Source organism: Streptomyces sp. NPDC020731 (genome assembly GCF_044334705.1).
In the GTDB taxonomy this organism is placed as follows: Bacteria; Actinomycetota; Actinomycetes; order Streptomycetales; family Streptomycetaceae; genus Streptomyces.
The window spans coordinates 329,515-351,445 of record NZ_JBIRTN010000005.1; the positions used below are offsets into that span (position 1 = coordinate 329,515).

The 21,931-nt window shown below is 73.7% G+C and carries 15 protein-coding genes; 11 read left to right on the forward strand and 4 right to left on the reverse strand.

Annotated elements, in window-relative coordinates:
* Positions 1 to 158 precede the first annotated feature (158 nt).
* Positions 159 to 752: a 2-oxo-4-hydroxy-4-carboxy-5-ureidoimidazoline decarboxylase gene (locus tag ACH4VX_RS10465; protein WP_398366942.1), complete on the reverse strand. Its 594-nt coding sequence runs from the start codon at positions 750 to 752 to the stop codon at positions 159 to 161.
* Between the two features lie 185 nt (positions 753 to 937).
* On the opposite strand from ACH4VX_RS10465, the gene ACH4VX_RS10470 reads away from it, so the two are divergent.
* From ACH4VX_RS10470 to ACH4VX_RS10485, 4 genes are all read left to right on the forward strand, one after another.
* Positions 938 to 2,554 carry a glycoside hydrolase family 20 protein gene (locus tag ACH4VX_RS10470; RefSeq protein WP_398366997.1) on the forward strand — a complete coding sequence of 539 codons (1,617 nt, stop codon included), beginning with the start codon at positions 938 to 940 and terminating at the stop codon, positions 2,552 to 2,554.
* Positions 2,555 to 2,674: 120 nt separating this feature from the next.
* Positions 2,675 to 3,181 carry a hypothetical protein gene (locus tag ACH4VX_RS10475; RefSeq protein ID WP_398366943.1) on the forward strand — a complete coding sequence of 169 codons (507 nt, stop codon included), beginning with the start codon at positions 2,675 to 2,677 and terminating at the stop codon, positions 3,179 to 3,181.
* A 108-nt stretch (positions 3,182 to 3,289) separates the two neighbouring features.
* Positions 3,290 to 3,847 (forward strand): hypothetical protein, encoded by a 558-nt coding sequence (locus ACH4VX_RS10480; protein ID WP_398366944.1) that lies wholly within the window; start codon positions 3,290 to 3,292, stop codon positions 3,845 to 3,847.
* Positions 3,848 to 3,922: 75 nt separating this feature from the next.
* Positions 3,923 to 4,318 (forward strand): hypothetical protein, encoded by a 396-nt coding sequence (locus ACH4VX_RS10485; RefSeq protein ID WP_398366945.1) that lies wholly within the window; start codon positions 3,923 to 3,925, stop codon positions 4,316 to 4,318.
* Positions 4,319 to 4,620: 302 nt separating this feature from the next.
* Here the strand turns inward: ACH4VX_RS10485 and ACH4VX_RS10490 are convergent, their stop codons facing one another.
* Positions 4,621 to 7,335, reverse strand: coding sequence for an FG-GAP-like repeat-containing protein (locus tag ACH4VX_RS10490; protein ID WP_398366946.1), 2,715 nt, complete (start codon positions 7,333 to 7,335; stop codon positions 4,621 to 4,623).
* Positions 7,336 to 7,729: 394 nt separating this feature from the next.
* Here ACH4VX_RS10490 and ACH4VX_RS10495 point away from each other — a divergent pair, with 394 nt between their 5' ends.
* Together ACH4VX_RS10495 and ACH4VX_RS10500 are read left to right on the forward strand one after the other, a co-directional pair.
* Entirely contained in the window at positions 7,730 to 8,347 is a 618-nt protein-coding gene (locus tag ACH4VX_RS10495; protein WP_398366947.1) for an RNA polymerase sigma factor, read from the forward strand.
* A gap of 545 nt (positions 8,348 to 8,892) precedes the next feature.
* The gene (locus ACH4VX_RS10500) at positions 8,893 to 9,465 is read left to right on the forward strand and encodes a hypothetical protein (protein WP_398366948.1); all 573 of its coding nucleotides are present in this window, start codon (positions 8,893 to 8,895) and stop codon (positions 9,463 to 9,465) included.
* 354 nt (positions 9,466 to 9,819) lie between these two features.
* Here ACH4VX_RS10500 and ACH4VX_RS10505 read toward each other — a convergent pair whose 3' ends face one another.
* Positions 9,820 to 11,166 carry a hydrolytic protein gene (locus ACH4VX_RS10505; RefSeq protein WP_398366949.1) on the reverse strand — a complete coding sequence of 449 codons (1,347 nt, stop codon included), beginning with the start codon at positions 11,164 to 11,166 and terminating at the stop codon, positions 9,820 to 9,822.
* 187 nt (positions 11,167 to 11,353) lie between these two features.
* Between ACH4VX_RS10505 and ACH4VX_RS10510 the strand changes: the two genes are divergently transcribed.
* The 4 genes from ACH4VX_RS10510 (at position 11,354) to ACH4VX_RS10525 (ending at position 18,459) form a co-directional block, all read left to right on the forward strand.
* The gene (locus ACH4VX_RS10510) at positions 11,354 to 12,091 is read left to right on the forward strand and encodes a LuxR C-terminal-related transcriptional regulator (protein ID WP_398366950.1); all 738 of its coding nucleotides are present in this window, start codon (positions 11,354 to 11,356) and stop codon (positions 12,089 to 12,091) included.
* Positions 12,092 to 12,260: 169 nt separating this feature from the next.
* A complete protein-coding gene (locus ACH4VX_RS10515; RefSeq protein ID WP_398366951.1) occupies positions 12,261 to 15,485 on the forward strand; it encodes a TolB family protein in 3,225 nt (1,074 codons plus the stop codon).
* Complete coding sequence (locus ACH4VX_RS10520; RefSeq protein ID WP_398366952.1) at positions 15,482 to 16,189, forward strand: DUF4255 domain-containing protein; 708 nt, start codon at positions 15,482 to 15,484, stop codon at positions 16,187 to 16,189. The genes ACH4VX_RS10515 and ACH4VX_RS10520 overlap by 4 nt, the downstream gene beginning before the upstream one ends.
* A 92-nt stretch (positions 16,190 to 16,281) precedes the next feature.
* The gene (locus ACH4VX_RS10525; RefSeq protein WP_398366998.1) at positions 16,282 to 18,459 is read left to right on the forward strand and encodes an ATP-binding protein; all 2,178 of its coding nucleotides are present in this window, start codon (positions 16,282 to 16,284) and stop codon (positions 18,457 to 18,459) included.
* 13 nt (positions 18,460 to 18,472) lie between these two features.
* On the opposite strand, the gene ACH4VX_RS10530 is transcribed toward ACH4VX_RS10525, so the two are convergent.
* On the reverse strand, positions 18,473 to 20,113 hold the full coding sequence (locus ACH4VX_RS10530) for a DUF4157 domain-containing protein (RefSeq protein ID WP_398366953.1): 1,641 nt from the start codon (positions 20,111 to 20,113) through the stop codon (positions 18,473 to 18,475).
* A gap of 239 nt (positions 20,114 to 20,352) precedes the next feature.
* On the opposite strand from ACH4VX_RS10530, the gene ACH4VX_RS10535 reads away from it, so the two are divergent.
* Positions 20,353 to 21,915 (forward strand): phage tail sheath family protein, encoded by a 1,563-nt coding sequence (locus ACH4VX_RS10535; protein WP_398366954.1) that lies wholly within the window; start codon positions 20,353 to 20,355, stop codon positions 21,913 to 21,915.
* The last annotated feature ends 16 nt before the right edge of the window (positions 21,916 to 21,931 follow it).

Genomic DNA, 21,931 nt, shown 5'->3' on the forward strand with positions numbered 1-21,931 from the left:
GCGGGCCTGCCGGTGTGATCGAACTGGCACGCTTACGGGCTATCGGGGCGGCATCCGGGAGGAAGTGTCCGGTTGTGTGCCGGGCGTGGCGCCGTCGTGGTCGGTCGCGTCCACGCGGCGGAGTCGCAGACCGGCGCGGCTCCGCACCCCGAGGGTGCTCACCTGAGCGTGTTCACCAGTCTGGCCCGTGCCAGGCGCCGGAGTTCTTCCGCCGCCACCGTCCGTTCCTCGTCCGGATCGTTCGCCAATCGTGACCGGATGCTCTCCAGTACCCGGCCCAGGGTCTCCTCCTCGGGGACGCCGTCCAGGCAGATGACGAAGACGTGGCCGAACTTGGCCTCGTACGCCGTGTGGGCCGCGGTCAGGGCCGTGTGGGCGGCGGAGTAGGTGTCGTCGGGGAGGGCGGGGAGGGACTCCGCCGCCAGGGCCTCCGTCAGCTCCTCGGGGGAGAGGTCGTACGCCGCCTCGTCGGAGGCCGCCAGGAGGGACGGCGGATCGGGGTAGGGGCGGTGGCCGGAGAGGCGCAGGGCCCAGCGCGGGCTGCGCAGACAGGCCAGAAGGGCGCGCTCGGCGTCCTCGGCGGGAGCGGTGTTGAACCGCTCCAGCGCGGACGGGGCGCCGGACGTGCCGCGGGACTGTCCGGGTATGGCGACTCGACCGGGGAGGTCTGGGAGACGGTGCGCAGGCAGCGTGGGTCCTCGTGGGCGTCGCGTGTGTGTCGGTGGAAGATGCTGTGAGAGTTGTGACGTCACGTTATCGAGTGAGTCCGAGACGTGTCCGATCGGTCCCCCGAATTCACCCGGACGGCAGAGTTTAAGGACGGCTCACCGACACCCTTCACCCGTTCGGGTCGTACGTTGGCTGGGTGAGTCGGCACAGGCAGCACAGGCAGCACGGACGCCGCGCGGCGGCGGGGACGGTGCGGCGGCGACGGGCGCTGACCGGCGCCGTCGCCGCGGGCGCGCTGGTGGCCGCGTCCGGCGTGGGCCTCGGCCTCTGGGCGGCCTCGGGCGACGACGGAGGGTCCGCGGGCTCGACGGCGGCGTCCTCCGCGGAGAGCCCCGGCGGTTCGGACGAGGCGGCCGGGACGAGGGGGGAGAGCCCGGGTCCGAGCCCCGGTCGTACCTACCCGCTGTCCGAGGCGCCGCGCACCATACCCGCCGTACGCGACCACACCGCGGAGCGCGGCCCCGGCTGGCGCCCCGCGCGGGACCACCGGGTGGTCGTGGACGATCCCGCGCTGGCCGACGAGGGACGCCTGATAGCCGGCGAGCTGGGACTGGCGTACGCGGGGGAGAAGGGCGACGAGCGGGCCGGGGACCTGCGGCTGGAGCTGAACCGGGACGCGGGCGCGAACCCCGAGTCGTACACGATGACCGTGCGGGACGGGCGGGTGACCGTCGGCGCCCCCGGCGAGACGGGCGTGTTCTACGGGACCCGCACGCTCAAGCAGGAGATCAAGGGGGCCGGCACCGCCCCCGAGGGCGTGGTGCGCGACGAGCCCGCCAAGCAGCGGCGCGGGCTGATGCTGGACATGGCGCGCAAGCACTACACCGCCGGCTGGATCGAGGACCGGATCCGCGAACTCGGTGATCTGAAGTTCAACGAGATCGGCCTGCACTTCTCCGACGACCAGGGCTTCCGCGTCGAGTCGGAATCGCACCCGGAGATCGTGTCCGCGGACCACCTCACCAAGGCACAGGTCAAGAAGATCGTCGACCTCGCGGAGAGCCGGCACATCACCGTCGTCCCCGAGATCGACTCGCCTGGACACCTGGGCGCGGTCATCGCCGCCCATCCGGACCTCCAGCTGCGCGACGTGAACGGCGGCGCGGTGCGCGGCGCCATCGACATCTCGAAGCCCGGGTCCGCCGAGATCGTCGACGACCTGCTGGACGAGTACGCCGGACTCTTCCCCGGCGGACAGTGGCACCTCGGCGCCGACGAGTACCAGGCGCTGGTGGTGCCCGACCCCGAGGCGTCGTTCCCGGGCCTGGCCGCCGCCGCGCGGGAGAAGTACGGCTCCGGCGCGACCGTGGAGGACCTGACCACGGGCTGGCTGGGCGACCGGGCCGCCACGGTCCGCGCCCACGACCGCACGCCCCGCGCCTGGAACGACGGCTTCTTCCGGGGCGGGTCGGTGCGGGCCGCCAAGGACATCCAGGTCGCCTACTGGACCGGCAAGGAGATCGGCGCCCGGCAGCCGGCGGAGTACCTGAGCGAGGGCCGCGAGGTCATCAACTACAACGACGAGTTCCTCTACTACGTGCTCGGGGAGCCCCTGACCTTCGTCTATCCGACGGGCGAGCGGATCTACGAGCAGTGGACGCCGCTGGTGCTGCGCGGCACCACCGCCGTCCCGGACCGGTACGACGACCAGATCCTCGGCGGGTCCCTCGCCGTCTGGGGCGACATCCCCCGGGCCCAGACCCAGGACCAGGTCGCGGACGGGATCCGGCTGCCGCTGCGGGCGACCGTCCAGAAGCTCTGGGACCCGGACGAACCGGAACTGTCCTGGGCGCAGTTCCGGAACCTGGCGGGCGAGCTGGACTGACCGGGCCCTGGGGCCGGGCCTCGGCGCGGCGCGGATTGCCGCATACGGCTGCGGACTCCCGTACGGCTGTGGTGGTGTTCTGGCGGAGCCGAACCGTGAGACCGGGGGGAACACCAGCACATGGGCTACTGGGGGTATTTCGTGGTGGGCCGTGGGGAGCGGCCGCTCGCCGAACTGGACACGCTGGCCGGTGCGGCCGGGGGCATGACCCTGCACGCCTCGGCGCCCGACGGCTGGCAGGTGTGGGAGTACCCGGGCGGGCAGGGCGACATCGGGAACATGAACGACCTGGCCCGGGAGACCGGCGCGCCCGCGCTGTTCGGCTACGTCATGGACAGCGACTGCGTGGTGGTGGAGGCCGCGTCACCGGAGAGCGGGGCGTGGACGACCTGTCTGGCGCGGGCCCACATGGCCGCTCACCTCGAGGGGCAGCAGGAGGGGCTCACGCTGGAGGACTACTTCCTGGAGCCCTCCGACGCCGCCGAACGGGCCGTCTTCTGGGCCGAGGAGGCGGGGCGCACCGCCTCCGCCGAGGAGCTGGTCGGGGTGTTGACCGCGGACCCCGGCCCGATGGCCGAAAACCTCTTCTTCCGCCTGCTCGACCGGCTCGGCGTGGTGCCCCTGTGACACTCCTGGCCCGTCGCGCGCAGTAAGGGGAAATGCGGGCTCCGTGAGGGATGGGGCACGTGAGGGTCCCCGTCCGGGGGTCCGTGAACATTCCTTGAGGAGGCGTGCATGAGCCTGGTGGAACTGATCGCACAGGCCGACGAGCGCGGACTGGCCGTGAGCGGGTTGGCTTGTTTGGATCGGTGCGTGCCGCTGCTGGGCGGCGACGACGAGGTGCTGCGGCCGCTGTGGGCGAGCCTCGCGGAGGCCGCGCCCGCCGGTGACTGGGCACAGCGGCTGGAGCAGGCCCGCGGCGCGCTGGACGCGGCGGCCGACGGCGCGGACGAGGCCGTGACGCTCGTGCGCCGGATGCTCGCAGGCGCCCCCGCCGGGCGGTCCGCCGCCGGACTGCGGGAGTGGGCCGACGACTGCTCCGTCGCCGCGCTGCGGATCCACCGGCTGCTGGACGGCGCCGACGACGGCCGCGGCCTCGCCGACGCCTGCCGTGACGGCCGCCCCGACGGCCTGTCACCGCTGCTCGCCGCCGAGCTGCGCCGCCAGCTCGCGGTCCTGGAACTCCTCGCCGCCCACGGCCCGGGGGGTCTGCGCGGAGCCCTCGAGGTCTCGACGGAGGGACGCCGGGTACTGCGCGCCGTGGTGTCCCGCCGCAGCCGCAGGGACGGCTGAGGCCCTCGCCCCGCGCGGCAGGGTGATGAAACGCTTCTCCGGGACGCTTACCAGGATGTGACGACTGCGACGACTGTGACCACACAGCAGGAGACCAGGCCCTCGGCCGCCACCAAGCCGGTCCGCTGGGCGGCGGACGCGGTGGCGGCGATGCGCGAAGGAGCACGGCTGCGCCTCGACTACTCGGCGCGCAGTCTGTGGAGCGTCGACCGGATGATCGAGGACATACGCCAGGAGGCGGCCCCGTTCGCCGCCGTGGAACTGGTGCTGCGCGGATTCGGTGCCTACGCCGGGGAGGTGATCGCCCGTCAGGCCGGCGGCGAGTGGTGGTCCTCCGGCGGCGACCACTGGGTCCGCACCCCCGACGGCAGTCTCTGGGACCCCATCGACGAGGCCCGCCGCTGCTACACGGGCGACGGCTCCCTCCGCCTGCTGTGCCGGGACGCCTCCGACGGGGGACCGCGCCCGTAGCCCGGCACCCCGCGGTGTGACGGTTCCGGGCGCCGTGGCGCGGTGAGCCGACCGGTCCTCCGCCGTCGATGACCACGGACGGCCGGGGACCACCTGGCGAAGGAGCCCCGGCGGACGATCCGCCCGGCGGTCGGGAAGGACGACGGGACGGCGAGGCTGCTCGTCGTGCTCCCGGCGGCCGGTTCCGCCGGGCCGGACGCCCGGCTGATCATGGCCGGGCGGTGGCCCGCGACGGACACGGAACGGCCGGGGCCCCGCATGGCGCGCGGGACCCCGGCCGTCGTCGTACCAGTGATGCGGTGTTACGGCGTCAGCGTCTGCCCGATCCGCACGTCCGCCGCCAGGCCGAGGGTGCCCTTCCCGAAGACGTACGAGTCGCCGTAGCCGAGGCTCGAGCTGTTGCTCGGCAGGTACAGGAGCACGCCGTCCGCCGTGTCCTCGCCCTCGGCCCCGACCGTCAGGTCCGCGCGGCCGTAACCGGACAGGTCCGTCAGGGACACCGCGGAACCGAACCGGTCACCGGACTCCGTGGAGCCGGGGATGCCGGAGGTGTCCTGGGAGACGCCCACCGCGCCGGAGCCGGTGAGGCCGGAGGAGCCGCCGCGGAACAGGAGCGCCTGGCCCGCGTCCTTGCGGTTGCCGCCGCTGCGGGTGAGGTCCTCGCCGGGGGCGCCGGCCAGGACGTCCGCGTAACCGTCGCTGTTGAAGTCGCCGGCCGACACCGAGGTGCCCAGCGCGTCACCGGACTCGTTGCCGCCGGGGACGCCGGAGGTGTCCTGGTGGAGGGTCCTCATGCCGGTGGTGGTGAACCCGGACGAGGTGCCCGGGACCATGGTGATCCGCCCGCCCGGCGTCGAACCGCCGGACTCGGCGGCCACCGGCTGGCCGATGACGATGTCGTCGTAGCCGTTGCCGTTGAAGTCGCCCGCGGCGATGGAGCGCCCGCCCTTGACGGAGAGGACACCCGCCTTGGTGAGGCCGGACGCGGAGCCCGCGAAACGGACGACCCGGCCGATGCCGCCGGTGTCGCGGTAGTTGAGGGCGATGTCCGCGTAGCCGTCCCGGTTGAAGTCGCCGCTCGCGGCGTCCAGGTAGGAGACGGCGCCCGTGGCGCCGGTGAGCGTGCCGTACTTGGTGGCGCCGCCGGTGTGACGGGCGTTCCAGTTGCCGCCCCGGCCGGTGCCGGCCGCGAACACGTCCGCCTTGCCGTCACCGTTGAAGTCGCCGACGGCGACCGTGGTGCCGAACCTGGCGCCGGTCTCCGTGACACCCGTCGTGCCGTACGAGAAGCCGGTGTTCAGCTCCGGGCCGTACATCACCGCGACCCCGCCGCGGTCGGTGTGGCCGCTGGTGTCGTTCTCCCCGGGGATGCCGATCGCGAGGTCGGCGTACCCGTCGCCGTTGACGTCGCCCCAGGCGGTGGAGGTGCCGAAGGCGTCACCGGACTCGTTGGAGCCGGGGACGCCGGCGCTGCTCTGGGTGATCGTCTTCCTGGCGCCGGTGACCGGGCCGTTCAGCCCGCCGGGGATCACGGTCACGCTGCCGCCGCCCGAGGCCTTCGGGGTGCCGGCGACCAGGTCGGCGAGGCCGTCCCGGTTGTGGTCCGAGGTGGCCAGGGCGTGCGAGACGCCCGGGGCCTTGGCGAGCGCGGCGATGCGCGACAGCTTCGGGTACAGGTTCGCGCCGGGGCAGGCCGTGTAGTTGGTGTCCCGGTGGCCGAAGACCCGCGGGAGGGTGACCGACTCGCCCTTGTCGATCCTGTTGCCGGTGACGCCGGCCTCCGTGCCGGAGGTCAGCGTGACCTTGCCGGCCGGGTCGATGCCGTACATGCCGAACTTCCAGGCGACGACCCGCGCGATCGAGTCCAGCGCGGCCCGGCTCGGGTGGGCGCTCTCGAAGTTGCCTATGTACGAGATGCCGAGCGTGTCGGTGTTGAAGCCGACGTCGTGCGCGCCGACCACCGGCAGGTCCATGCCGCCGCTGCGGCCCTCGAAGATCTGCCCGCAGCGGTCGACGACGAAGTTGTAGCCGATGTCGTAGTAGCCGCGCGCGAAGTGCTCCTGCTGGATGGAGCGCATCCGGGCCCGCGAGTCGGCGCAGGACACGCTGTTGTCGCTGTCGACGCCGGTGTGGTGGACGACGGCGGCCTTGATCTCGGTGCCGTAGCTCGGCGTGCCGTCGTAGTCCGTGGACGCGCCCCACTCGGCCTGCGTGATGACCGGCGGCTTCACGACCGTCGACGGGCGGGGCTCGGGGACGGTGGGCGTCGGCTCGGGGGAGACGGTGTCCGTGGCCGTCTCCGACGGGGTGGACGGGGTGCCGGTCGGCTCCGCGGACGCCGTGTCCGTGGGCGTGGCCGTCTCCGTGGCGGGCGGCTCCGACGGCGTTTCGGTGGCCGGGGTCTTTGTCGGCTCCGCGGTCACCGGCGCCGTGGTCTCCGCCCTGAACGCGGCCGGCTCCATGGCCGCGACCGTCGGCGCGCCCTTGGGGTCCGTGCCCGGGTCGAGGAGCTTGACGTCCATACCGGCCGGCTGGCCGCCCACCTGGGTGCCGTCGGTGTTCACCACGCGCACCTCGACGCCGTCGGAGTCGTCGGTCCACACCGACGCCGTACCGCCGCGGGTCGCCGCCCGCTCGCCCTCCGCGCCGTCGGCCTGGTTCGGCTCGTCCTCCAGCGTCTGCCAGCCGGACCACTTGCCGGTCTCCAGGTCCCGGGTGCGCACCTCGGGCGTGCCCTTGGCGTCCGCCTCCGGGTTGTCCCAGGTCACCAGCACCGCGCTGAAGCGCTCCGTGGCCTGCCGGTCGAGGCCCCGGCGGCCCGCGCCCCGGTTCTCCAGCTCCAGCGTGTGAATGCTCGGCTTGCGGGCCTTCGCCCGTGGGTCGGCCGGCGCGGACGGCTGGTCGGCCACCGCGTACGTGACGACACCCGCGCCACCGAGTACGACGGCTCCGACGGTCAGCCAGGCCCGTCGTTTCAGGCTGAGCGGCTTGTACGCATGGGTCCTGCGAGGACTCAACTACCCCACCCCTAGAAAAGGCACATGGACACCACCTGTCCCACAGGTGGCACTCCTCCAGCGCCAAGCGCGGGCCAAACGTCACACGTGGTGTCACCGGACCCGTGCATCCCCCGAGGACCCTCACGGACGTACGAAAGACCGAAAGGTTGTATGCGTCCGATGAGTTGGCCGTGTGGCGATCGCCACGTCCGTGACCCGTGGTGATCACGGTCGGCAAGGTGCACCACGGGCGGACCGGTCTCCGCTCGCGTGTGCCGCGTGAGGCGTGTGACGAGCTGTGACACTTTCGTGGCGCCGGACGCTGATGACCGTGAGGGTGTGGGCGCCGTCGGGCGTGCTCACGCCAAGCGATGGCGGTGCGCTACGCGCTCGGTACGGACGAGGACAGTTCTTGGGCCACGGAGGGGAATCCCGCCGCGCACAGGCGTACGACGGGGAACTGGGTGCGGCCGTCGCGCGGGCCCAGGAAGGGGACGAGGCCGCCTTCGCCGTGGCCTACCGGCTCGTGCAGCCGGGCCTGCTCGCCTATGTGCGCGGGCTCGTCGGGGACGACGCCGAGGACGTGATGTCGGACGCCTGGCTGGAGATAGCCCGTGACCTGGGGAGGTTCAAGGGCGACGGGGCCGGGTTCCGGGGCTGGACGGCGACCATCGCCCGGCACCGGGCGCTGGACCATCTGCGCCGGCAGCGGGTACGGCCCCGGCCGTCGACACTGGAACAGGACGTCCTGGACCTGCCCGGTCCGGGGAGCACCTACGACCAGGCCATGGAGGCCATGTCCACCGAGTACGCCCTCGAACTGGTCGGCGGGCTGCCGCGCGACCAGGCCGAGGCCGTGCTGCTGCGGGTGGTCGTCGGCCTCGACGGTCCCGCCGCCGCCCGCGTCCTCGGCAAGCGGCCGGGCGCGGTACGGACGGCCGCGTACCGGGGTCTGCGGCGTCTGGCGAAGCAGCTCGCCGTCGAGAGTGTGACGGATGAGGTGTCGCGGACGCTGGGTGAGTCGACATGAACGCCGGCCGGGGCGGTGGACACGACGGGCGGCGCGGCGACGTCCGACCCGGGCCGCCCGCACCCGGCGGCCCACGGCGGCCCCCGAGGGCCGCCGGCTGAACAGGCCGGACATGCGGAACGTATCCGTCGGTCCGGGCGGCACCACCCACGCGGCCGGCCCGCACGGACACGGTGGACCGGACGGGCCGCGGGTATCGAGTGGAACGAGCAGGAACGGAACGGACATGGGTGAACGGCAGAACGACGGCGGGCCGGTCGGCCGTCGGCGTGTGCACCCGGAGAGGGGCGCGCCGCCCGGACCAGGCGGCCCGGGTTCCGTCACGGGCGGGCGCCGGGTCGTCGACGACGCCGACCTGGAGGCGCTGCTCGCCGCCGCGCTGATCCGCCACGGCGTGGACGCCGGGGCCGAACAGCGGGCCGTCGCCGCGTTCCTGGCCGCCCGGGAGTCGGGGGGCGCACGGCGCGCGCACCCGGCACCGGGACGACTGGCGGACCCGTCGGAACCGGCTCGGCCGCCACTCGCTGAAGGCCACGCTCTCCGTGGTGGTCGCCGGTCTCACCCTGAGCGGGGTCGCGGTCGCCGGCATCGGCGCGGCGGGCTCGTCCACGGACGGTCCGGCGGAGGACGGCAAGGGCACCCACGCCCCGTCGACCGGTACCACGGGCCCGTTCACCACCGGCCCGTTCACCGGCGGCTCGGCCGACCCGGGCGCCGGTGGCGACCGGCCGGACCCGGACCGTCCGGGGGACGCCCGGGACACCGAGGCCCACTGCCGCGCCTACGAGCGGGTGCGGGGGCGTGGCAAGGCGCTGGACTCGACGGCCTGGAAGCAGCTGACGGAGGCGGCGGGCGGCGCGGCGAACGTCGACGCCTACTGCGCCGAGCGGGTGACAGGGGCCGGAGGGCCGCCCGTCAGCACCGGGGCACCGGAGGAGAAGGACGACCATTCGGCCGACCGGTCCGCAAACGGCTCCCCGGGCGACGCGGGCGGCAACGCCACGCGCAGCGCGGGCAACGGCTCCGGCGATGACGCGGGCACCGCGGGCAACGGCTCGGGCAGTGGTGAGGGCAACGGCACGGGGAAACCCGAGAACCCGGGCGCCAATCGCCCGTAGCGCACCCATGTGACCCGTGGTCACCCACTCGCCCTCGCCGCCCACTCGTTCGGCGACGGCGCCTTCGCGGCCCCCGTCGAACCGGTCGCCCTCGGCGCGGAGCCGGCGGCCACGTCGAACCGTACACCGCCGGTGACCGGTACGCGCACACGGCCACGCCGGATGCGCGCGGGCGGCGGATCGTGTGACCCGCCACACGTCAGCACCCCGTCAGAGGTCCGTGCCCTGCGGGACCCCTGTGGCCGGATGCCGGTTTTGAGACCAAGGTTATCGATTTCAGGCCGAAAGGCTTTCGGCGCTTTACGGGTGCAGCCACCACTGATCGAGGATGAACTCGGAAGCAGAACGTCCGATTCACTGCGTGGTGGTACTGAGTACTCCGCTCACGTTCAGGACCTCGTGGCACTCCGACGCCTGACGGCCCGTGGCCGGCGTACCGGGCTTCGCGCAGGTCACGCTGATGGTCACGGTGTCGTTCTCGGGGATCTTGATGGGAGTGACCCAGTGGTAGTCCTGGTTGCGGAACGTCTCCAGCGCGATCGTGGTGATCTTGCGGTCGCCGAAGTTGATCGTCAACACGCCCTCGTCGCCCTGGAAGTTGGCGACGACGATGTCGGTGACCCCGAAGACGCTGTTCTCGGGCACCTTGTAGGTACCGGTCCTCGTCGTCCCGGTGCCCGTCTTCAGGTCGATGGTCGCCGAGCTCTGCTGGCCGCCGACCGTGGTGCCGCCCCCGGCCGAGGAGCCGCTTCCGTCGCCGCCCGCCCCGGTCGCCGCCCCCGACTCCTGGCCGCCGCCGGGCCGGCTGTCCGCGCCGGTGCCGGGAGACTCTCCGGCGGCCTCCTGCTCCCCGGCCGGTGTCGGCCGCGGCTGGACCGCCTCGGTGGCCGCCTCCTCGGCGGCGCTGCGCACCGCGGGACGGACCAGCGTGAACCAGGCGAGCAGCAGCGCGAGCAGCGCGGCGAGCAGTATCAGCAGCCACTTGGGGAAGATCGGGATCTGGACGAACTCCGCGTCCAGCGGCGGACGTACGACGGGATCGTCCCGGCGGGCCTTTGCCGGTTCCTCCTGGTCGCCGGCCTCCGTGGTGTCCACGGTGAACGGCCACACCGCGGGGTCGCCGAACCACACCGGCTTGGCGGTACGGACCCGCAGTCCGACCTCCGCCGACTCACCGGGTTCCAGTTTCGGCCCCACCGGGTCGAAGGCGAACCCCAGCTCCTCGCCCGCCTGTCCGGGGGTGAAGCGCACCTGCACCGGGGTGTTGCCCTGGTTGCGTACGGCCAGCCGGTAGCGACCGCGCAGCCAGCCGCGCCGGCGGCGCGGGGACAGCTCGGTCCGGAGCTCGTGGAACTCCCCTATGTGCACGGTGGTCTCGAGGACCCGCACCGAATCGGGGTGCTCGTTCGGCAGCACCCGCACGCCGAGGGGCTTCTCACCGGCCCGGATCTCCGGGGAGCGCGGCGGCTCCAGACGGAGCGTCACCGTTTCGGAGGTGCCGGGATACAGGGAGACGCGCGCCGGTTCCACCGTGGTCCAGGCGGCGCAGTCCCCGACGGCACTCAGGTCGTACGCCTCGACGATGTCGCTGTCGTTGCGCACCGTCAGGGTGGTGGTGGCGATGTCACCCGGAGTCACCGTCACGGCCGGGATGTCGAGGCCGGGCGCACCGGGACTGGAAGAGGCTGCGGAAGGCGTCACGCCCTCACCGTAGGAGCGTGCCCGGGAGCGCGGCCAGGAACGCGAGGGCAACGCGCGGGCAGTGGCGCTGCCCGGCAGGTCAATGTCAACTCAGTTGTAACGGTGGGTTCTTGATGTGGCGAGCCGTCTCCCGTGCACCCCCCTCCCGTGATCGCCTCGCGTTTCATCTCTTACCCCCCACCGACTCATGAAACAGGTAGCCGTGTTCCGCGTAGAAGAGAACAGACATGCCCTGTCCGACGCCGTGCCCCGTGACCCCGTCCCGGCCGGCTCGATCCACCGCACCTCTCGCTCCGGGCGCCCGACCCGGGTGACCCTGGCCGTCTACGCCGCCGACCCCGTGCTGCGCGCGGGCGTCGTCCAGCAGTTGAGGCACCGCCCCGAGGTCGACCTGGTCGACGCCGACGACGTGGACTCGGCCCAGGTGTCACTGGTGGTCGTCGACCACGTCGACGACGACGTGGCCGCCTTGCTGAACCGGCTGCGGCACAACAACGCCACCCGCGCCGGCCTGGTGATAGGCACCCTCGGGGCCGGCGGGCTGCAACGCGTCATCGAGTGCGGTGTGGCGGCGGTGCTGCGCCGCGCCGAGGCCGATCAGGACCAGCTGCTGCGGCTGGTCCTGGCGACGGCCAACGGCGAGGGAATGCTGCCCGGCGACCTGCTCGGCGACCTGCTCAACCACGTCGGCAGTCTCCAGCGCTCCGCGCTCGACCCCGGGGCCCTGTCCCTGTCCACCCTCACCACGCGCGAGGCGGACATGCTGCGCCTGGTGTCGGAGGGACTGGACACGGCGGAGATAGCCCGCAAGACCTCGTACTCCGAACGCACCGTCAAGAACGTCCTGCACGAGGTCATCACCCGGCTGCAACTGCGCAACCGGGCACACGCCGTGGGCCACGCGCTGCGCAACGGGCTGATCTGAGGCCCGGCCGGGCGACCCCGCCGACGACGCCGGGGAACCCCGCGCTGCCCGAAAGCACACCCCGCGCTTCCCCCGGGTGCGGCCCCACCGCCCTGCCGCCGTGCGCGCGGCCGGTGCACGGTGGCGGGGGCACATCCAGATGCCGCACCAGACTGCGAAGGGGACCGTGATGGAAACCGCTGGCTCCGGCGGGCGGTACCGCCTGGGGAGACTCGGCATGTCGTTGCTGCTGCTCGCTCCCTTGCTCGGGGTGACGGCCGCGGCCGGTCCGGGCAGCGCCGAGCCGCGGACGACGGCCGCGGCGGACACCGCTCAGACCCGGATCGTGTACGCCGGCACCGGGCACCGCAGTCTCGGTGAGGTCGCCACCACCACCTCCAGCACCGCGCTGTTCGACGCGAGTCCGGTCCACTACGACATGCAGCCGTCCGCCCTCGGTGACCAACTGGTCTTCGCCAGCCGCCGCGACGAGAAGAACCCGCAGATCTACCTGCGGGCCGCCGACGGTTCGGTGGAGCGACTCACCATCGGCATGGACGCGGCGCACCCCCAACTGACGTACGACGGCCGGTTCGTGGTGTTCGACGCGGCCGAGCCCGCCGCGGGCGGCGGAACGCAGCGCGACCTGTGGCGGGTGCGCACCGACGGCACCGGTCTGACCCGGCTGACCGACACCCCGGCCGACGAGGAGGACCCGACGGTCTCCCCCGACGGGCAGCGCATCGCGTACGCCGCCGACAGCGGCCCGTCGGCCGGCCGGCAGATCTACGTACGGGACCTGGACGGCGACACCGCCACCCGGATCACCGACCCCGCGAACGGCACCGCCTCCGAACCGGCGTGGAACCCGGTCGACGACGGCGCCAACCGCGACTGGATCGCGTACACCGTCACCACGACCGAGAACGGGCGGTCCGTGCGCCGGCTGCGGATCACGAACGGGACGGTCGACGAGCCGCTGTTCGGGGGTGCGAGGGCCACCTGGCGTGCCCACGGGGCGGCGTGGCTGCCCGACGGGGACGGTCTGGTGTTCCTCAGTCCCGAGACCACCTGCGAGTGCGAGGGCGACTGGGACCACGTGTTCCGGTCCACCGCCCACTCCGACCGGGTCCCCTCGCTGGTGCTCAACGAGAACCGGGACGTCCTCTCGCCCACCTGGCTCGGCTCCCTCGACGGCGGCGGGGCGGTGGTCGAGCGCACCTCCGCGGCCGGCCCGCACACGGTGACGCTCCAGGACGTCCGGTCGGACGGCTCCGACCCCCGGGACCTGGGGCTGACGATCCTCGAGGAGGATCCGGAGGCCGACACCAACACCGATCCCGCCAAGGACCCGCTGTTCGAGCCCAGGCCCGGCTACGACCCGTGGACCGAACGGCAGAGCTACACGCCCGACGGCCGCCGGATCGTCGTCACCCGCTTCGAGACCAACGCCGAGGGCCGCCGGAAGCAGCGGATCTGGCTGGTGGACGCCGACGGCTCCAACGAGGCGCCCATGAAACTCGCGGGACGCGCCGACACGGACTGGGACACCGACCCGGCGTTCTCCCCGGACGGCAAGTACCTCGCCTTCACCCGGACCTCGCCCGGCGGCGTCGGCGGAGCCGGCCGCATCCTCGTCGCGGACGTCGCCACCGGCGCCATCACCGGCGAGGTCGTCCCGCCGGACGGAGAGCTCACCGGCCGGGACGCCCAGCCCACCTGGTCCCCCGACGGCACCACCCTGGCCTTCACCCGCAGCATGGAGATCAACGGGGCCGGCGGCAACAAGCACGTGTGGACCGTGCTGGTGGACGACCCGCCCCAGCAGACCGACCCGCCCCAGCAGATCGACCTGTCCCAGCAGACCGACCTGAGCGCCGAGAACTGCCCGGGCGACTGCGAGGTCATCGACGACAGCCCCGCGTTCTCCCCGGACGGCCGCGGCATCGCCTTCAACCGCAAGAACGGCGCCGGCCGGGTCGACGAGGAGAACGGCATCCTGCTGACCTCCCCGTCCGGCGGCACCTGCCGGGTACTGCTGCCGGCCGCCGCCCGCGGTGTGCCCGGCGCCTGCGGCCGGGAGCTGCCGGACACCTCGGTCACCGGCCCGCACCAGCCCCGCGACGCCGCCTGGACCGCCGACGGCAAGGGGCTGGTGTTCAGCTCCCGCGCCGGGGCCGCGGTCAACAGCCCCGAGAAGCTGAGCATCCTCGACGTCGCCTCCGGTGGCATCACCGCGCTCACCGGCGAGCTCGCGGGCCGGCAGAAGGAACCCTCCGTCCAGCAGTCCGTGGACCTCGCCGTCCGGGCGCCCGGCACCGTCCCGCAGGTCACCGTCGGCGACACCACCACGGTCACCGTCGACGTGGTCGACAAGGGCCCCGCCGCCTCCCCCGGCACCCTTCTGACCATCGCCCCGTCGGCCGGCGTGCAGGTCACCCGGATCAGCCGGCCCGGCGGCACCTGCGTCGCCGCCTCCCTCCAGTGCGACCTCGGCGTGGTGGAACCCGGCACCACCGTCCCGGTGGAGGTCACGCTCACCGGACTCGTCCCCGGCGACGCGCCGGTCGACTGGTCGGTCACCGGTACGGTCATCGACCCGCTGCCCAGCGACAACGCGGGCCGGACCGTGGTGCCGGTGGCCGAGGCCACCCCGCCTCCCACGCCGACGCCGACGCCCACGCCTGTGCCGCCCGCGCCCCCGACCCCCATGCCGCCCCCGCCCCCGGCCCCGACGCCCACGGCGCCTTCGGAGCCGGAGGAGCCCGAGGCCGGCCCCGGGGTGCGGGTCACCGCCCAGCCGAACCCCGGCTATGTCGGCGGACGCGTCGTGGTGACGTACACCGTCCGCAACGGCCGCAACGCGCTCGCCACCGGACTGCGGCTGCGCGTCGGCCTGCCCGCCGGCATTCCCGGCAGCGGGCCGCCGGCCGGCTGCGACCGGAACTGGGTGTGCGCGCTGCCCGACCTCACGCCGGGCGCGAGCACCGTCGTACGGGTCGTGCTCAGCCCGGACAAGGCGACGACCGGCCAGGTCACCGGCGTGCTCACCACCACCGGCACGGACGCCGACAAGAGCGACAACACCGCCCGGCAGCGGCTGCGCGTCCTCCAGCCGCGCATCGTCGCGGTGCCGGAGATCGGCAAGCCCGGCTTCGTCACCTCCGTGCGCGGCAAGGACTTCCCGCCGGGAGTGCCGGTGCGGTTCAAGTGGAAGCCGGGGATCACCGCGGCGGCGGCACCGACCGTCCCGCTGGCGAACGGCACGTTCACCGGCCAGTTGCTCATCCTCGCCAAGGACCAGACCGGACCGCGCGTCATCACGGCCAGAGGCCCCGGATTCTCCCCGGTGAAGACCGACTTCCTGGTCGTCAACGGCAGCGTGCAGCCGCCGGACGAGGTGACCCGCCGGTGATCCACGAGGTCGACGAGGGGCTGCGCCGGCTGCTCGCCGGGAGCGGTCTGGAGGCGTCGGGCGTCGACGTGGTCTTCGACGCCCCCACCCGGGACTGGTCGGCCCGGCGCAGCGCCCCGACCGTCTGCGTCTTCCTGTACGACATCCGGGAGGACGCCCTGCGGCGCGGCACCGGCGCCGGGGAGGTGTACGACGAGGACGGGCACCTCGTCGCACGGCGCTCCCCGCCGCGCTGGTTCCAGCTGACGTACCTCGTCACGGCGTGGGCGAGCCGCCCGCAGGACGAGCACCGGCTGCTGTCCCAGGTGCTCGGCACCCTGGTGGCCCACGACGTGCTGCCCTCGGGGCTGCTCACCGGCTCGCTCGCCGAACTCGGCCTGACCGTGGGCCTGGACACCGCCGGGACCGGGATGGACGCGCCGGCCGCCGCCGATGTGTGGTCGGCGCTCGGCGGGGAGCTGAAGGCGTCCCTCGGGGTCCGGGTGCGGGCGCCGCTCGCCGGGGTGACCAGGGTCGTCGCGCCGCCGGTCACCGAAGGCCTCGTCGTGCGCTCCGCCGCCGCCCGCGAGGGCGGGGAGGCGAGCCCGGGACGCCGGCTGCGCTACACGGAGGTCGGCGACCCCGGCCCGGACGGTTTCACCGGCCCGCGCGAACGCCCGCCGGCTCCGGCCCGACGCCGCCGCAAGGGAGACCGCCAGCCGTGACACACACCGTGGAACCCGCGCTCGTCGACGACCGTGCCGGGGGAGGGGTCGGCGACGCCGGTGTCCCCTTCCCCGGCCCCGACGCCCTCTGGGTGCGGCTCGGGGCGGTCGAGAGGCGGGTGCGGGAGGCCGTGGCGGTGCGGCGGGCCGCCGATCCGGATCCCGACGACCCCTACCGCGGCCAGTACCTCACGCCGGAGGCGGTGGCGCGGATCCTGGACGAGCCCGGGGGGCTCGACATGCCCGCGCAGGGGCCCTGGCAGCCGCCGGCCCGTTCCGCTCTCGGCACGCTCGCCCGGCGGTTCGGGCTGTCGTCGCTGGACCTGGACCTGCTGCTGGTCGCCCTGGCGCCCGACCTGGACGCACGGTTCGAGCGGCTCTACGGCTACCTCAACGACGACCTGACACGCCGTCGGCCCACGGTCGGGCTCGCGCTGGAGCTGTGCGGGCTCGGCGGCGCGTCACCCGCCCGGTTCCGCCTCGCCCCCGGGGCCCCGTTGACCGCGCGCGGCCTGGTGGAGGTCGCCGAACCGGAACGGCCCCCGCTGTCCCGCGTCCTGGTGGTCCCCGACCGGGTGACCGGCCACCTCCTGGGCGGCACACAGCCCGACGCCCGGCTCACCGGTGTGCTCGGCGAGGTCCGGGAGGACCCCACCGCCGAGGCCGCGGAGGTCCGCCGGGCGGCGGCCGCGGCCGGGACCGGTGTCGGCCTCGTCCATCTGCGCAACCTCGGCGGCGACGCCGAGGGACTGGCCACCGCGGCCCTGCGCCTGGCCGGCCTGCGCCCGCTCGTCCTGGACACGGTGGCGCTCGCCCGGCGCCCGGCCGACGTGCCGGCGCTGGCCCGGGTGATCGCCCTCGAAGCTCGCCTGACCGGCGCCGGTGTGGTGCTCGGGCCGCTGACGGCACTGCCCGGGGAACCCGCCGAACGGGCCCGTACGCTCGGGGCGCTCTGCGCCGAACTGCGCGGCATCCCCCTGTTCACGCACGGCACGACGGGCTGGGACCCGGTCTGGGCGGCCGACACCCCCGTCGTGCTCACCGTGCCGGCCCCCTCACCCGGACGCCAGGCCGCCCGGTGGCGCCACGCGCTGGCCCGGGCCGCCGGGGCGACCGGGACGACCGGGCGCCTCTCCCGCGACGCCGGCGCCCCCGCCGACGCCGAGGGCCTTCACCGGCCGGCCGGTGACCTCGGGCCGCTCGTCCCGGCGACGGCCGCCCCTGCCGTGACCGGCGCCGCCGAGGGCCCCGACCCCGCCGACGCCGATCCCGTCGGTGAGGTCGAGGCCCTCGCGCAGGCCGTCGCCGCGCACCGGCTGGACGCCGGGCAGTTGCGCCGGGCCGCCGACGCGGCGGTGCGTACGGCCGCTCTCGAGGGCCGCCCCGTCGGGCCGGACGACCTGCGCGTCGCCGTACGGGCCCAGAACGGCGCGGGGCTGGACCGGCTCGCCCGGCGGGTGGAGCCGGGCGTCGGCTGGGACGACCTGGTGCTTCCGCCCACCACCCACCGGCGGCTGCGGGAACTCGCGTTGCGCGCCCGCCACCGCGAGCAGGTGCTCGGGCAGTGGGGGATGCGGCCCGGCGGCGGCCGGGGACGCGGCGTCATCGCGCTGTTCGCCGGCGAGTCGGGCACCGGCAAGACCATGTCCGCCGAGGTCGTCGCCGCGGATCTCGGCATGGACCTGTACGTGGTGGACCTGTCCACCGTGGTGGACAAGTACGTCGGGGAGACCGAGAAGAACCTGGAGCGCATCTTCACCGAGGCGTCGGCGGTCAACGCGGTGCTGCTCTTCGACGAGGCCGACGCGATCTTCGGCAAGCGTTCGGAGGTGAAGGACGCGCACGACCGGCACGCCAACATCGAGTCGGCGTATCTGCTCCAGCGCATGGAGTCGTTCGACGGGATCGCCGTGCTGACCACCAACCTGCGGGCCAACCTGGACGAGGCGTTCACCCGCCGCCTGGACGTGGTCGCGGACTTCCCGATGCCGGACACCGGCCAGCGTCTCGCGCTGTGGGACCGGTGCCTGGGCGGCCGGCTGCCCCGGGCCGACGACCTCGACCTCGCCTTCTGCGCGGACCGTTTCGAACTGGCCGGCGGCTCGATCCGGGCCTGCGCGGTCACCGCGGCCTATCTCGCCGCGGAGTCCGGCAGCCCGCTCACCATGCGGCAGACGGTGACCGCGATCGCCCAGGAGTACCGCAAACTCGGACGTCTGGTCCTGGAGAGCGAGTTCGGGCCGTACCTGGCGGACGCCGTGAGCGCGTGAGGTGCCGGGGCCGTCAGAGGCTGGCGGTCTTGAGGATGTGGGTGGCGATCACCTGGAACTTCCGCAGCTGGGTCTCGATCTCGGTGGCGTAGTCCGGTGCGTCGACGGTGACGGGATAGTCGTTGCCCTTGGCACGGTAGTGCGCGGTGATCTGCTGGTTCCCCGCGAACCTCAGCGCGACGCCCTCCGGCCAGTTCCGGGTCATCAGGAGGGGCCCGTACGGTTCGAACCACCGGGGAAGCACCAGGGAGGTGAACCCGCCCGGACCGGGCGGGATCCGGTCGGACGGTACGTCGGACTCGTAGGACCCCAGATGCGGGCCCTTGGTGAGGACGTCGGCCCCCGGTCCGCCGATGATCGCCATCGCCGTGTTCTGGGTCCGGTCCTGGAGCAGTGACCGGTACTGGGCCACCGTGTCCGCGTGGGACCTCGCGAGCAGCTCGCCCTTCTTGTCGTTCAGCTTGGCCGAGACCAGCATGCGGACCAAGCTCTCGTCGCCCTCGGCGGCCTCGCGGATCGCGGCGAGCTCCGTCTCGCTCAGCTCGGCACCGGCGACGTCCTTGGCCATCCCCTCGAGGATCACGTCGTCGTCCACGGGACGCTCCATGGCCACGCTGAAGCTGCCCCGGTCGCGTGCCGTCAGCGACTCGTTCACCACGTTCCGGATGCCCGCGGCGGAGCCGCCCCCGCGCGCGTCGAGCACGTTCACCGCCAACGCGGTGCTGTCCCCCTCGTCGTTCGAACCGGTGAAGGCCTTCCCCTGGCGGGACAGGGTCCTCCGTCCCAGGATTCCACTGCTGTTGATGGAGTGGACCAGGTCGATCATCGCCGCGACGCGCTCCACCTCGATGACGAGGGCCTCGGCGTCCTTCGCCCGCAGGGGCGCGTCGGCGGTCAGCTCCGGCGCGTGACGCAGCACCAGCCGGCCGGTGTTCGTGAGGAGGTAGTCCAGCCCGGCCTCTTCGACGAGGCGGGCCGGATCGGCCACTTCCGCGCCGTCGACGAGGACCGCCCGCTGGACCGCCGTCCCCTCGACGGCGGCGGCGGGGTGCTCGGGGCCGGTGGCGTGCACCGGAGCCGGCCCGGCCATCACCCGGCGGGCATTGGCCTCGGCCTCGCGCTCGAAGCGGTCGCCGGGATCGCTGACCCGCAGCCCCGTGCCGTTGTCGGCGCCGGCGACCGGCCCCCGGCGCTGCTGGACGACATGGGTGAGCTCATGGGCGAGGGTGTGCTTGTCCGCTCCGCTCCGGCCGAGGACGACATGGCTGCCCGAGGTGTACGCCCGTGCCCCCACCGAGTCCGCCGAGGCCGCGGCCTCGGGGCCCGTGTGCACCTGCACGTCGTGGAAGGACTCGCCGAGCCGGGCCTCCATCTCCGTCCGGAGCGCGGGCTGGAGCGGCCGGCCGGGTGTGCTCAGGACGTCGTGCACCGCCGAGCGCTGGACCGGCGCACCATGACCGCAGTCGGCGCTGTGCTCATGCCGCTCCTCCTCCACCATGCGCGCCACCACCGCATTGCCCACGGCACGTTGCAGGGCCGGCATCCCCGCGGGGGACGGACCGCCCGTGAGGGCGGCCCGTTCGGCGGGCGACGCCGTCCGGGCCTGCGTACGGCTCCTCCGGTCGGCCCCTTGCGGTTCTTCACGGGCACGCATGCGCTGTCCTCTCCACGAATCCCCGGCCCACCAGTCGAGCGCGCGGGCCGGTGGGGCGTCCAGGGCCGCGAGGGCAGTACGAGGGCAGAGGCGGGTCCCGTCCGGACGGTCAGCTCGGGCGGTCCGGAAAGGCAGCGGCCTTGCCCCCGGGCAGGTCCGCACGTCCCTGCCGCCCCGCCCGGTGCGCCGCGCAGACTCGGCCTGGACACAGGTGACCGCAAGGACGCTAAGGAGCGAGCATGCCGACGTACCTCACCCCGGGCGTGTACGTGGAGGAGGTGCAGTCCGGTGCCCGGCCGATCGAAGGGGTCGGCACGGCCGTCGCCGCGTTCGTCGGCTTCGCCGAGAAGGGCCCGTTCCACGCGCCGACGCTGGTCACCAGCTGGGACCAGTACTCACAGCTGTTCGGCGGCTTCACCGAGGGCACCTATCTGGCCCACGCGGTCCACGGGTACTTCTCCAACGGCGGCGGCGCCGCGTACGTGGTGCGCATCGGCGGGTCCGCCGAGGACACCTCCGCTCCGGCGGCCGGCAACGGCCGGCGGCCCGGGGACGGCAGGGCCGTGCAGCCGGTGGAGATCGGCGGCTTCCTGATCGCGGCCAGGCCGGGTGTGACCGGGGTGTCGGTGGAGGTCGCCGACGCGGACGGCGAGAACCCGCCGGAGGACCGCTTCAAGGTCCTGGTCCGCCGCGGCGACCAGGTGGTCGAGACCTACGAGGCCTCCACCCGCAAGAACGTCAAGGGGTACCTGGTCACCCAGGCCCGCGCCTCCGAGCTGATCGAGGTCACCGAGCAGCGCGGCGCCGGCCAGACCAAGCCCGCCGCGCAGACCGTGGCGGTCCCCGACGCCCCGGGCGTGCCGTCCGTGAACGGCTCCGGCGAGCCGGCCCGCCTCGACCCCGCCGAGTACGTCGGCGACGCGGCGGCCCGCACCGGGTTCGGCGGTCTGGAGACCATCGACGAGATCACCATGGTCGCGGTGCCGGACCTGATGGGCGCCTACCAGCGCGGTGACGTCGACGCCGAGGGTGTGCGCACCGTGCAGCTCGCCGTCATCTCGCACTGTGAGCAGATGGGCGACCGGGTGGCCGTGCTCGACGCCCCGCCCGGGATGTCCGCCCAGCAGGTGCGCACCTGGCGCAACGACGAGGCGGGCTACGACTCCCGTTACGCCACCCTGTACTACCCATGGGTGCGGGTCTTCGACCCGGCCCTCGGACGCAACACCACCGTCCCGCCGAGCGGTCACGTCGCCGGTGTGTGGGCGCGCAGCGACGCCGAGCGCGGTGTGCACAAGGCGCCCGCCAACGAGGTGATCCGCGGCGCGGTCGACCTGGAGCTGCGGCTCAGCAAGGGCGAGCAGGACCTGCTCAACCCGATCGGCGTGAACTGCATCCGGGCCTTCCCCGGCCGCGGCATCCGGATCTGGGGCGCCCGCACCCTCTCCTCCGACCCGGCCTGGCGCTACCTGAACGTGCGCCGTCTCTTCAACTACCTGGAGGAGTCCATCCTGCTCGGCACCCAGTGGGTGGTGTTCGAGCCGAACGACGACCGCCTGTGGTCGAGCATCCGGCGCAACGTCACCGCGTTCCTCCAGGAGGAGTGGCGCCGGGGCGCGCTGTTCGGCCGGACCGCCGCCGAGGCGTTCTACGTGAAGTGCGACCGCGACAATAACCCGCAGGAGTCCATCGACCAGGGCCGGGTCGTCTGCGAGATCGGTGTCGCGCCGGTCAAGCCCGCGGAGTTCGTGGTGTTCCGGCTGGCCCAGTTCTCCGACACCACCAGCCTCATCGACGAGTGACCCGCGGGTCCGCAAG

Coding starts and splice junctions, on each gene's coding strand:
- ACH4VX_RS10515 (WP_398366951.1), top strand. CDS start 12,261: ATGGAAACCGCTGGCTCCGGCGGGCGGTACCGCCTGGGGAGACTCGGC.
- ACH4VX_RS10530 (WP_398366953.1), bottom strand. CDS start 20,113: ATGCGTGCCCGTGAAGAACCGCAAGGGGCCGACCGGAGGAGCCGTACG.
- ACH4VX_RS10475 (WP_398366943.1), top strand. CDS start 2,675: ATGGGCTACTGGGGGTATTTCGTGGTGGGCCGTGGGGAGCGGCCGCTC.
- ACH4VX_RS10535 (WP_398366954.1), top strand. CDS start 20,353: ATGCCGACGTACCTCACCCCGGGCGTGTACGTGGAGGAGGTGCAGTCC.
- ACH4VX_RS10510 (WP_398366950.1), top strand. CDS start 11,354: ATGAAACAGGTAGCCGTGTTCCGCGTAGAAGAGAACAGACATGCCCTG.
- ACH4VX_RS10480 (WP_398366944.1), top strand. CDS start 3,290: ATGAGCCTGGTGGAACTGATCGCACAGGCCGACGAGCGCGGACTGGCC.